Source organism: Leptothoe spongobia TAU-MAC 1115, from assembly GCF_018739885.1.
Lineage (GTDB): Bacteria > Cyanobacteriota > Cyanobacteriia > Phormidesmidales > Phormidesmidaceae > Leptothoe > Leptothoe spongobia.
In genome coordinates, this window is record NZ_JADOES010000015.1 from 75,197 (window position 1) to 87,656 (window position 12,460).

The 12,460-nt window shown below is 49.2% G+C and carries 9 protein-coding genes; 3 read left to right on the forward strand and 6 right to left on the reverse strand.

The features are described from left to right. Window positions 1-283 precede the first annotated feature (283 nt). Window positions 284-769, reverse strand: coding sequence for a 2TM domain-containing protein (locus IXB50_RS09960; protein WP_215608806.1), 486 nt, complete (start codon window positions 767-769; stop codon window positions 284-286). Window positions 770-919: 150 nt separating this feature from the next. Between IXB50_RS09960 and IXB50_RS09965 the strand changes: the two genes are divergently transcribed. Next, window positions 920-1,717: an MOSC domain-containing protein gene (locus IXB50_RS09965; protein WP_215608807.1), complete on the forward strand. Its 798-nt coding sequence runs from the start codon at window positions 920-922 to the stop codon at window positions 1,715-1,717. A 40-nt stretch (window positions 1,718-1,757) separates the two neighbouring features. Here IXB50_RS09965 and IXB50_RS09970 read toward each other — a convergent pair whose 3' ends face one another. Continuing rightward, the gene (locus tag IXB50_RS09970; RefSeq protein WP_246564351.1) at window positions 1,758-2,801 is read right to left on the reverse strand and encodes a YihY/virulence factor BrkB family protein; all 1,044 of its coding nucleotides are present in this window, start codon (window positions 2,799-2,801) and stop codon (window positions 1,758-1,760) included. Between the two features lie 402 nt (window positions 2,802-3,203). Between IXB50_RS09970 and clpB the strand changes: the two genes are divergently transcribed. After that, window positions 3,204-5,810: an ATP-dependent chaperone ClpB gene (gene clpB / locus IXB50_RS09975; protein WP_215608809.1), complete on the forward strand. Its 2,607-nt coding sequence runs from the start codon at window positions 3,204-3,206 to the stop codon at window positions 5,808-5,810. A 142-nt stretch (window positions 5,811-5,952) separates the two neighbouring features. Here clpB and IXB50_RS09980 read toward each other — a convergent pair whose 3' ends face one another. Both IXB50_RS09980 and IXB50_RS09985 read right to left on the reverse strand, forming a co-directional pair. Beyond that, on the reverse strand, window positions 5,953-6,615 hold the full coding sequence (locus IXB50_RS09980) for a Uma2 family endonuclease (protein ID WP_215608810.1): 663 nt from the start codon (window positions 6,613-6,615) through the stop codon (window positions 5,953-5,955). A 213-nt stretch (window positions 6,616-6,828) separates the two neighbouring features. Then, a complete protein-coding gene (locus IXB50_RS09985) occupies window positions 6,829-7,074 on the reverse strand; it encodes a hypothetical protein (protein ID WP_215608811.1) in 246 nt (81 codons plus the stop codon). Between the two features lie 316 nt (window positions 7,075-7,390). On the opposite strand from IXB50_RS09985, the gene IXB50_RS09990 reads away from it, so the two are divergent. Then, complete coding sequence (locus IXB50_RS09990; protein WP_215608812.1) at window positions 7,391-9,466, forward strand: NACHT domain-containing protein; 2,076 nt, start codon at window positions 7,391-7,393, stop codon at window positions 9,464-9,466. Window positions 9,467-9,542: 76 nt separating this feature from the next. Here IXB50_RS09990 and IXB50_RS09995 read toward each other — a convergent pair whose 3' ends face one another. Together IXB50_RS09995 and IXB50_RS10000 are read right to left on the reverse strand one after the other, a co-directional pair. Further along, on the reverse strand, window positions 9,543-10,187 hold the full coding sequence (locus IXB50_RS09995) for a Uma2 family endonuclease (protein WP_215608813.1): 645 nt from the start codon (window positions 10,185-10,187) through the stop codon (window positions 9,543-9,545). A 333-nt stretch (window positions 10,188-10,520) separates the two neighbouring features. Continuing rightward, the gene (locus IXB50_RS10000; RefSeq protein WP_215608814.1) at window positions 10,521-11,768 is read right to left on the reverse strand and encodes an S-layer homology domain-containing protein; all 1,248 of its coding nucleotides are present in this window, start codon (window positions 11,766-11,768) and stop codon (window positions 10,521-10,523) included. Window positions 11,769-12,460: the final 692 nt, after the last annotated feature.

The window sequence follows — 12,460 nt, forward strand, 5'->3', positions numbered from 1 at the left end:
ATATCCGCAGCTATTTAATGAGAATGAAGGGAACACACAGCCAACCTGTGTCTCGTATCATTGCAGGATTGTACAGAAAGTGCAACCTATTTTGGCATCTACAAGGAAAATTTATACAAAATAGCCTGACCGTTGATGCCAAAGGTTTCGGTCAGGCTGTTTTGTGGATTATGGTTTTTCCTTATCTGGGGTCGCTTGTAAGCTTTGTAACAATTTGTGGTGACTGTGGGTGAGGGTGAAAATCTTATTTAAGGCTTTACGTTAGCTTTAAGGACATTGTGATTTACGTTGAGCCTAAAAAACGATTGACCACGCCATTGAGTGTCTGCTGCATACTGCGTTTGCGTCGCCATTTATTCAGGTCCCGTTCATAGCGCTCGCCTGAGGTTTGGAAAGTGCGCCAGGCTTTGAGGGATAGGCCCAGACCCCAGAACAAGGCGACATAGAGCGAAAATCCCAGATAGCCGAGAAACGTACCACCAGGAGTTAAAAAATCTATCACTACTAAAAAGGTGATGATAATGCCATAGCGAATGACTTGGTGTTGTAGTCGTTGCAATCGCTGGCGTTGAAAAAGACGATGGTCTTCAGCTTTGCCCTTCATGATCCGCCACTCTTGTTCGGCGGTTTGTAGTGCCATGGGACTAATGTTTAGCTCTTCTGCAATTTCTAGCAGCTGCTGATGGGAGAGTTCGCCCGAGTCAGTTTCCTGCGCGATCGCAATTTGCAAAATCCGCTGGGCGTCTTCCATTGCGTAGAGCTTGTCCATGGTTTTGTTGTGTTGGTGTCGTAGGTTGGGCAATGCCCACCGTCCAGAAGAGTTAAGCCTGAGCCATTGTCCTATCCTAAGTTATAGATAATTTTGCGACGATTGAACCAGGTGAGTCGCTAGTCGGATAACCGTCCTAGGAGAATTGCAATGGCTGCGATCAGGCTGAGTGGTTTGTACACCTATCCCATCAAATCAGCGGCAGGTCTTGAGTTGAGTCAAGCCCAGGTTACTACTCGGGGGATACTGCATGATCGACGTTGGATGGTGTGCGATCGCACCGGTAAGTTTTTGACCCAGCGGAAATTTCCCCAGATGTCTCTCATTCAAGTTTCTGTGGGAGAGACAATGCATTTGAGTATTGCCGGTGCTGCTGCTGCCTCTTTGGAGCTGGTCGCTGTGCCGACAGAGCCTGAGTCTGTCGCAGTCGATGTCTGGGGGGATAGCTGTGTCGCCTGGTCCATGGGGGATGAGCCTGCTCAGTGGCTGAGTGAGTTTTTGGGACTGGAGGCTCAGCTGGTCTATATGCCTGAGAGCACTCACCGGCCAGTGGATCATGGCCGGTTTGATACTGCCAATAGCTTTTCTGATGCCTATCCGTTTCTGCTAATTTCGGAAGCATCTCTGGCTGATTTAAATAGTCGTTTGGACCAGTCAGTGCCGATGAATCGGTTTCGTCCTAACTTGGTTATTCAAGGATGTGGGCCTTTTGCTGAGGATACCTGGCAGCAAATTAAAATTGGCGACATCGTCTTTGATGTGGCCAAAGCCTGCTCTCGCTGTTCGATTCCAGGAGTGGATCAGTCTACGGGGGCACAAGGGAAGGAACCCTTAAAAACCTTAGCTACCTATCGTCGTTGGGACCATGCAATTTGGTTTGGGCAAAACTTGATGGCTCAGAGTGATGGGATTTTAGCTGTCGGCGATGGGGTGGAGATTTTAGCCTAATGATTGGTAGGGGCGTTGCATGCAACGCCCCTACCAATCATTATCGATGACGGTCTTTATTGATGGTTGATTTATCAAGGCTCGGCAATTTGCTAGAGGTGCGGTAGCCATTGTGCTGTGGTGTTCTCCGTCGCACAAAGGGCATGCGGGGACTGTGGACCATGAGTTCGCCGACGATGACGTTGAGCTGGTCGCCGATGAGCATGACTAGGGATGTGAGAAATAGCCACAGTAGTAAAACGATCACCGTTCCAATGGCACCGTAGACTTTGTTGTAGTTGCCAAACTGGGCCACATACATCCGGAATGAGGCAGATAGCAGTGCCCAGGATAGGGCTGCGAGCACTGCACCTGGCATCAGGGGTTTGCCACGGGTCCAGCGACTGGGACCAAAGCGATAGACAAAGGCAAATGCGGACGACACGATGCCCAGGGCCAGGGGCCATGTGAGCAACTCCCAAATGCGCAGTACCCATACGCCAACGGTGTCTCCACTTTGTTGGGCGAGGAGCTTAATCACACCAGCACTAATGAAGACTAGATAGGAGGCGGTCATGAGCAGCAGAATCGTGCCAATGGTCAGACCAATGGATAGGAGTCGGGCTTTCCAAAAGGGACGACGCTGTTCAGGTGGGATTTGATGAATTTCGTCGAGGGCACGCATGGCGGCACTGATGGCTCCCGATGACGCCCAGAGTGCGATCACAAAACTTAAGGAAAATAATCCTTTATTCTCACCTTCGCTGACTTCCGCTGCAAAATTCTGAATGAGCTCATTGACGGCTCCTGGTGCAATCTCGCTGAGACTCATGGCCAAGCGGTTAAAGGTATTCTCTAGGGACGTGACTAGACCAATGGCCGTAATCATCGCCAAAATCCCAGGGAAGAGGCCAAGCATGGCATTGTAGGCCATCTCCGAGGCTAAGCTGGGCAATCGTCGCCGTAGCGTTGCTTGGATGACAGCTTTAACCGTATGGAAGTTGATATAACTCAGGAAGCGAATAAATTCGAGTGGCGAGAACGTACGAGACAGCCGTCGTAGGGGTTGCTGTTCGCAATAGGTCGAATATAGCGTCTGACGCAACGCAGTATGCCTCGGACCAGTTTCTCGTGGGGGAAGATTTGGCAAAACGTCTCGCTAATCCATATAAGTCTTGACCGTTACTGATGTTGGCAGGACCCTGGCTGTCATTGTTGCCATTGGTCAGCATCTGACGGATTCAGTCCTACCGAGGTCAGCAATGCCTTCTTCAAAATACAGATTTCTGTTGAGATAGCAAGGCAGGCTCTAAGAAATCTGGGTTGTTGCCCCTCAGCACCTATTTGTAACATACCCTCTTTTGTTTGGCCGTTACGGATGAAATGGCTCAAAACTACTACCTATGGGCGGCAATACCTACCTTCTGGCTGGGGGAACACCGATCATCCTACGGGTGAGTCTTTGCCTAGAATGCAAACAAGCGCACATGCAGTAGGAGTCGGTGCTATGCAACCATCAAATCCGAATCAATTTACAGAACGGGCATGGGCTGCGATCGCAACCACCACCGATCTGGCTAAGCAATGGCAGCATCAGCAAATTGAAACCGAGCATTTAATGCTGGCGTTGCTGGACGAAGATGGTTTGGCTAGTCGGATTTTGCAAAAGGCTGGTGCCTCTGTGGGAGACCTGCGCACGGCTACTGAATCCTTTTTGCGGAAGCAACCCCAGGTTAAAGGTCAGAGTGACACCGTATATTTAGGGCGGGCACTGAATACTTTGCTCGATCGGGCGGAAGCCTGCCGCAAAGATTTCGAAGACGATTACATTTCCATTGAGCATTTGCTGCTGGGTTATCCAGAGGATGCTCGCTTTGGTAAATCCTTGCTGCGGGAGGTGGGTATTAACGCCAAGCAGCTGAAAAATGCTGTGAAACAAGTACGAGGCCATCAAAAGGTGACGGATCAAAACCCTGAAGGTAAATACGAAGCGCTAGAGAAATATGGTCGTGATTTGACTGAGTATGCTCGTGAGGGGCGGCTTGATCCGGTAATCGGTCGAGATGATGAAATCCGTCGTACTATTCAGATTTTGTCCCGGCGTACGAAGAATAATCCGGTGCTGATTGGTGAGCCCGGTGTGGGTAAGACGGCTATTGCTGAGGGGATGGCCCAGCGGATTATTAATAATGATGTGCCCCAGTCGTTGCGAGATCGCAAACTGATTGCTCTGGATATGGGTGCCCTGATTGCTGGGGCAAAATATCGCGGCGAGTTTGAAGAACGCTTGAAAGCTGTGCTGAAGGAGGTGACTGACTCCCAAGGGCAGATCGTTCTATTTATTGACGAAATTCATACCGTTGTTGGTGCTGGTGCTACCCAGGGTGCCATGGATGCGGGCAACCTATTGAAGCCTATGCTGGCTCGTGGGGAATTGCGTTGTATTGGTGCCACTACCCTAGATGAGTACCGTCAGTACATTGAGAAAGATGCTGCATTGGAGCGTCGTTTTCAGCAGGTATATATAGATCAGCCCACGGTCCCTGACACGATTTCAATCCTGCGCGGTTTAAAGGAACGCTATGAGTTGCACCATGGTGTCACCATTGCGGACAATGCCTTAGTGGCTGCGGCTACTTTGTCAACTCGGTATATTAGCGATCGCTTTTTGCCAGACAAGGCCATTGACCTGGTGGATGAAGCGGCAGCCAAGCTGAAGATGGAGATCACCTCCAAACCAGAAGAGCTGGATGAATGCGATCGCAAGATTCTGCAGCTAGAGATGGAGCGACTTTCACTCAAAAATGAAACCGATGCCGGTTCTCTCGAACGTCTCGAACGTTTGGAGAGAGAGCTTGCCAATTTAAAAGAGGAACAAAGCGCCCTCAATGCTCAGTGGCAGTCGGAGAAAGACGGTATTGATCAGATCCAGGTAATCAAAGAAGAGATTGATAAAGTCAATATTGAGGTTGCCCAGGCTGAGCGAGACTATGACTATAATCGTGCAGCTGAGCTGAAATATGGCAAGTTGACCGAGCTACAGGAAAAAGTCTCCCAGGCAGAAGAACAATTGGCTGAATCCCAGGCCAGTGGTCATACTCTGTTACGTGAAGAAGTCACCGAGGCAGATATTGCCGAGATTATTTCTAAGTGGACGGGAATTCCCATTAGCAAGCTTGTACAGTCAGAAATGGCTAAGCTGTTACATTTGGAAGATGAGCTGCATCAGCGAGTTATTGGCCAAGAGGAAGCAGTGACTGCGGTGGCTGATGCGATTCAGCGGTCTCGAGCTGGGTTAGCAGATCCGAATCGTCCTACGGCGAGCTTTATTTTCCTTGGTCCCACCGGTGTGGGTAAAACTGAGCTAGCTAAGGCCTTGGCTAGCTATTTGTTTGATACGGAAGAGGCCATTGTCCGCATCGACATGTCGGAATATATGGAGAAACATTCAGTCTCTCGTCTGATCGGCGCGCCTCCGGGATATGTTGGCTATGACGAGGGTGGTCAGCTTACCGAAGCGTTGAGGCGACGGCCCTATTCGGTGATTCTCTTTGATGAGATCGAGAAAGCTCATCCAGATGTGTTTAATGTGATGTTGCAGATTCTCGATGATGGTCGGGTAACAGATTCTCAAGGTCGTACGGTGGACTTTAAGAATTCGGTGATCATCATGACGAGTAATATTGGCTCCCAGTACATTTTGGATGTGGCGGGTGATGATAGTCAGTATGAGGAGATGAGAAGCCGAGTTATGGAGTCTCTGCGCTCAAACTTTCGTCCAGAGTTTCTCAATCGAGTGGATGAGATGATCATCTTCCATAGTTTGCAAAAGTCTCAGCTGCGAGAGATTGTGAAGCTGCAGGTGAAGGCTTTGGAGAAACGCTTAGGGAATCAGAAGATTGGATTGTCTCTGTCAGAGGAAGCTCTGGACTTTGTGGCGGATGTTGGCTATGACCCAGTATATGGGGCACGACCGCTGAAGCGGGCGATCCAACGAGAGTTGGAAACAACAATTGCGAAGGGGATTCTCCGGGGAGATTACAAGGGTGGTGACACTGTTGTGGTCGATGTGGAGAATGAGCGATTGATGTTTAAGGCAAAGGTGGCGGTTTAATCTTGCGTTGATAGACTTTTGGGAGGGAGGGTAGGTATTGTCCATCCTCCTTCTCTTTTTTATTGGAGGGTGACGGTTGGATTTGTTGGGTTGATGATAGTTTTGGGTAATAGCAGGGGGTATGGTGGGGATGCAACCCAACCTACGGGTTAAATGTTTTGTGTTCGTGGCTGTTGAGACCTTGTTGTAATACGTGTAAGACTTTGGCTAAATTGCCACTGAGGAGAGCGGTGCGGTCTAACCAAAGACCGGGGAAGATTTGGGAGTGCAGAATGCCTTGGCTGTCAGGATTGAGCTGAACGTATTGGCTGTCTTGTAGTTGAAACCAGTCAAACTCATTGTCATAGACTCGCCAGACTAGATACTCTTGCACTTGGTTACGACGATAAACCTGGAGTTTTGCACCCAAATCTAGGGACGCACTGCTGGCTGCAATTTCGACGATTATCTCTGGGGATCCTTCGACATAGTCATCGTCACTGATGGTTGATTGACCCCCTTGCTCAATACGGAGTAGGGCATCGGGCTGGGTTTCATTATCGGCATCAAGACGAACAGTCGCGTTATCAAGGGATTCAACGCCGGGTGTGGCGGCTTCGTAGGTGATGAGCCATCCCATGATGCGGGCATGGGGTTTGCCGTGGGCTTTGGCTCGGAGGGGAGATGCCATATAAACAAGTCCTTCGATGAGTTCGGCTTTTTTGACCTGGGGCATGGCGTGGTAGCGGCGCTCGAATTCGGGGCGGGTGAGGCGATCGCCACTTTCTAGTGGGGGGATGGTGAGGGGGGTGCGAGCTACCGTCATGGGTTTGCTAGATTCGAGCTTCGTTCTTAATTGTAAGCAATGTGGGTTGGGTTGCCACGATGCCAGAGTCCCTGCTACCTATCCACTTCTTTGTCAACCCAACACATCCGATATCCATCGTATAAGCTCGTGATGCTGAGCTTTTAACCCAACCTACAGGTTTTTGTGGCGGAGCCACATGGTTGCGCCCAGGGCAGAGCCCTGGTGCGAGGGTTAGAGGCGTTTCATGAGGATGCTGATGACGTCGCCTTGGTCGGGGGTGAGGATGAGCTGATTGTCGGGAATTTCGATCAGGGGGCTCCATTGGCTGGGTTCGATGTATTTGAGGTTGTGGAGTAGGTGGATGGTTTGGCGGATGCCGCCGGGACTGCCGAGGAGGATATGGCGGATGGTTTCGCCTGTGGGTAGGGTGATGGAGAGGTCGGCGGGCAGGGTGGTTGGTGGTATGAGGTTAGTCATGGGGCGTTTTCCTTATTTTTCGTATAGGTCAGGAAAGCGCCCAAAAAGTTAGCCACCCTGCAACGTTCATCAGGGTGGCTGTAAAATGCTCACAGCTCACCAACTGGGTTCGCAGTTGGAAGGGTTAGCGGGATGGTGGTGTTGGCGCACTGCCATCTCGCGCAGCTAAATTTTTGGGTGCGACATAGCTAAAGGTTGGAGCCTGTAGCTATTGTTTTGTAGGCTATCAGTCCTGAGCCGATTGAGTCAATATGCGGATTGGCATCAAGGAAAATTGTTGAATATAGTGAGTTAACGTCCTAGAAGCATTTGCCCTATGCCAACGACAGTGGTGATTATTTTGACGGCTTTGGTGACGGCGGTCGGTGGGTATTTGTTGAATCAGTTGCCGGAGGTGCAGCAGTTTAAGGGGCGAAACTGGCTGATTGTGCGGCTGTTTGTGTGGATTACGCTGCTGCCGGTGGTGTATGAGCTGCTGACGAATGAGCAGGTCTTGGGCAATGTGAAAACGGTGACTAAGTTTAGTCTGCCTCCGTTGGTGCTATTGCTGGTGATGGACTTGTGGCGGCTGTTGACGGTGCTGCGCAGGCAGGCTGATAGGGCTGAGTTGGCTAATCCTCAGGATTTACGGACCCGATTGCTGCAGGCTGTGCAATCTGAGGTGGCCGAACGGCTGGAGGACTCGCTCAATCAGCAGGTGGTGATTAACTTGCTGATGCAGCAGCAGCTGAGCCAGGTGAATCGACCTGATCAGCAGAAACGGATATCGTTGGCGGAGATTCAACAGAAGCAGGAGGAATCAAATTTAATTTTACTGCCGGAGCGATCTCTGAAGCGAGATCATGCGTCAACCAAGCTGGACCCGCAGGAGTCGATTTTTGAGACGTTTAATCGGCGGGATGTGGGGCGGAAGCTGTTAATCCTTGGAGCACCGGGCTCGGGAAAAACGACCACATTGTTAAAGCTGGCTGAGGCGTTGGTGGACGAAGCGCTGCAAGAAGGTCAGCGGCTGATACCGATTATTTTTGAGTTGTCTACGTGGAAGGATGATCGACAGTCCATCCATGATTGGTTGATTGAGCAGTTAAAGCTAAATTACAATATTGACCCTAAAATCGGGGCTAAGTGGCTCAAAAACACGCATTTATTACCATTATGGGATGGTTTAGATGAGCTGGGGTTAAAGCGACAGACGCTCTGTGTTGAGAAAATTAATGACTTTGTTAAGGGGCTGGCCTATCCCCATGGGGTGGTGTGCTGCCGTAGTGAAGAGTATACGGAAGGTCAGATCCGTCTGGGGGCATTGAAAGGAGCCGTCCGGTTGGAACCTTTGGGCGATCAGCAGCTGCAACGGTATTTTTGTGAGCAGTTGCAGCAGCCGGAGATTTGGCGGGCGATTCAACACCAGCCGGGGTTAAGGGCATTGTTGGAGCCTTCAACGAAGCGTGGGGTGGGGATTTTACGGATTCCGTTATTTTTGACGATTTTGTCGGTGGCCTATGGTCTGGAGACAGTGATTGAGTCAGAGCAGGATCTGTTCAATGCTTATATTCATAAGAGGTTGGCATTAGAGACTCGGAGGATAGAGCGGGAACAGTTTAGGCGAAGGTGGGCTTATAAGACTGTTGTTCAAGAGCCTGATGAAGAGAAAACGCGACGGTATTTAGGTTGGCTGGCGAGAACGCTGAATAGTGAAAATTTGGTGGAGCTGTTGATTGAGAGAATGCAGCCTCGATGGCTGGAAAGCAAACAGCAAAAATGGTTGTACCGTCTGATAGTTGGTCTGATAGTTGGTCTGATAGTTGGTCTGATAGTTGGTCTGATATTTGGTCTGATAGGTAGTCTGATAGTTGGTCCAGATAACAATATTTCGCCAGTAGAGAATTTTAGATTTTCAATGTCGCGCGAAGCGCGACGAGAACTTAGGAGAGGTCTGATAGTTGGTCTGATAGTTGGTCTGATAGTTGGTCTGATAGTTGGTCTGATAGTTGGTCTGATAGTTGGTCTGAAAGCTGACTTTCAAATTCGTGAAAATCCCAACCAAGGCATGTGGGCCGTGTTGGTTAATGTGCCTTTGATTGCTCTAGTTAGTTATCCTGGTGCTGTTGCTATACTTTATTTGCCTGATTTTATCCTTGGGAATAATCCATCCTTGCCCAGCAGTCTTGTGCCTGGTATTTTATACACTCTCCTTTTTGGGGTTTTCTTAGGTGGTGGTAGTGAACTGATTCAACATGTGAGCCTGCGGATGATTCTCACCTATATAAACAAAACCCCCTGGAATTATGCCCGATTTCTCAACTATGCTGCCGAACGTCGCTTGCTGCAGCGCATTGGTGGTCGCTATCGCTTTATTCACCGCGAACTGTTGGATCATTTTGCGGAGTTTTAGGCGATGGGTGTAGGATATGTTGGGTTGATGAGATTTTGATTTATAGGCGATACGGTTGGGTTCGTGGCAATCCAACCTACATTTGTTGTTTTACCCAGGCGCGAAAATTAATTTCGGCGTCTACTTCACTTTGTTGGGAGACTGCTAAAAACTCGTATAATTTCTCTTTGGCTACCATGGGAAATGTGGGTGGACGGTCTACCTCTACATAAGCATTGCCCTGCAGCTGATAAATTCGCCAGACTTTACCATTGAAGCGCCAAAATTCGGGTACGCCCATCGCTGCATACAGCGCATTCTTGTCAATGTCAGTGTGGGTAATATCCACCTCTACGATGAGATCCGGTGGTGGGTCCACGGCTAAATCAATCGTACGTCCAGCGACTTGGGGTTGATTTTGAATATAGTAGCCATTATCTGGTTCCGATCCTCGGGCTAAATCCTCCCTGTCTAGGGTGGTTGATCCTAAAGTTTTAATTTGTAAACCCAGCTCTACAACCAAAATACGAACGAATAGCTCAATTAGACGAGCGTAGAACTCATGGGGCTCAGAGGGCATCGTAATTTCTAAAGTGCCGCGATCATAGGTTAACCGTGCCCTGGTGCGTTCATTGAGTAACGCTTTCATTTGCTGATAGGCAAGCCAGTCTAGACCGTTTAGGGCGACACGCTTTTCGCCGGGGGCAATGGGTAACTGCTCAGTAGTAGAGTTGGCTAGCATGGGATTAGGCCAAACATCTTGAACCTATAGGATAAACCATTTTATAAAATCATTCATATGCTGAGCTTGGAATATGAGCAATGGGTGTGGGATTTGTTGGGTTGATCAAGGGTTGGTGTGTAGGCGAGCATTCTGGTTTTGTGGCAACCCACCCTACGGGTTTACTTGTTTTGTCGCTATGTGGCGATGGGGTTCGGATTTGTTGGGTTGATGAACGGTTGGTGTATGGGTGAGAATTTTGGTTTTGTGGCAACCCAACCTACGGGGTTACCTAAATGTTGAAGGCAATCGAGGATTGTTGCGTAATCCCTGATTGCCCCTACAACACTCTCTTTATTGGGCTAATGCGACTGACTGACTGACGGTTAACGTCAGATCGCTGTCAGGATTAACTGAAATCACTTCGACTCGCTCTCGCCCTAACACCAGACCACCAATTGCTCCGGCTACTGTGCCTGTCAAGACTTCCCAGGTTTGAATTTCATCATCTCCAGTGACTGAGCCAATAGCGGCGGCAGCTCCAGAGCCTAATACAGCACCAGCAAAGATCTCACCGATACTTGCACCGCGACGGATGGTTTCAGTTGTGGTAATCACACGAGACTGAGCCTGCATGGCTACTTGACGACCACTCTCCAATACCAGAGTTTGTGCAACAAACTGAGTGCCTTGCTGAGCACCAACGGTGACGGGCCGTAGCTCACCAATAATCTCGCTATTACGAGGAATGAGTATTTGACCTTGACTATCCCTAACCGCTTCAGCGACCTGTAGTGTGACAGGCAGGGTTTCATCTGGCAACAGAACAATCTTGTCACCATCAGGATAGGTTACTGAAATATTTGTGCCTGAAGTGATTGAGGATTGAGCCGCAGTAGTTGTTTGGCTTACTTGAACAATATAGGGGGACTGTACTGTAGCTACCTGATTTCGGCTGGCTAATGCCTGATAAATAAAAGCAGCTACATCTGCCCGTGTGGCGGTTTGATTAGGACGCAATGCCTGTACATCAGGATAGTTAACGACCAAACGTTGCTCAGTTGCAGCGGCAATACTGCCAGTTGCATAGCTAGGAATAGCACCAGAATCGCGATAAACGTTGGCACTGGCAATGGTTGTAGCCTGGTAGTTGAGACCATTGGCTAAGGAGACCAGCACCTGGGCACGGGGAATATTTTGGTTCGGTTCAAATACATTATTGGGATAGCCGGATAAAAAGCCCATGCGATAGGCTTCATCAATGGCCGTTCTTGCCCAGAAGTCAGCTGACACATCGACAAAGGTAGTGCTGCTACGGATGTTGGTGATATTAAACGCCTTGCGCACCATGGCGGCATACTGGGCACGAGTCACCGGCTCATCAGGGCGAAACGTGCCATCAGGAAAGCCTGCGATGATATCTCTTTGGGCCAGACTGATGATGAACTGACTAGCCCAGTGGCTAGAGGACACATCGGTAAATTGAATTTGGGTTTGGGCGACTACTGGAGCTGGGGTGACGAGGGGAGAGAGTGCGCCTGCACCCATACCCAGCATGAGTAATAGAGCCGTTGTCGTTTGAAAACGTCGCATTTTTAGCATAGTGAAGATCTCAAAAACAATAAATAATCTCGTCGGGGTTACGCCTTAGGCGAAGAGCTGAGCAGAAAAGGTTTGATGTATAAGTGCTGAAAATCTTTTGCTGGATGCCTTAGGTAGGTTGTCCAACAAGGTGGTAGAGCCCCTGCTAACGAATTGACTCTAACAAGACTTATTTTCAAAATTCGAATGATGTCATTACGCCTTTTGAAGTGGCATAGTCAAAAATCTTGGATATGAAGTGTTGATATTAGATGACCCACTGGTTATTTGTCGTGCTACCTGCGGCTGTAATCGCTGAAATGTATGTTGGGTGAGAGTGAGGCGAGGTTTGTAGAAAACTACAATGGCCTATATTGTTATGTATCATCTACTATCTATGGCTGAAACTGTCACACGTGTGATTGGTTTTTTCTTCATCTACTGATGCTCCGCTGGTCGTATAGGATGAAATCCTGACTGGTAGCGCCCGATATCGGAGGGCATCCATAAGGGAGTGCCCCTACAGGATTTCCATACCGCTTATGCGACAGGGGTCTCGAAGCGTAGGGGGGAGTGAGGCCTAGACTGATTGCCGCGCAGGTTGTTGAGAGTTCTATCTTAATCTGTAGATTTTCTAGAGGTCGACTGTTCAATATGGAGTGTAGAGGCTGTTAGCTCTTGTCTACGCTAAGATTCACGTCGATTGTGTATTG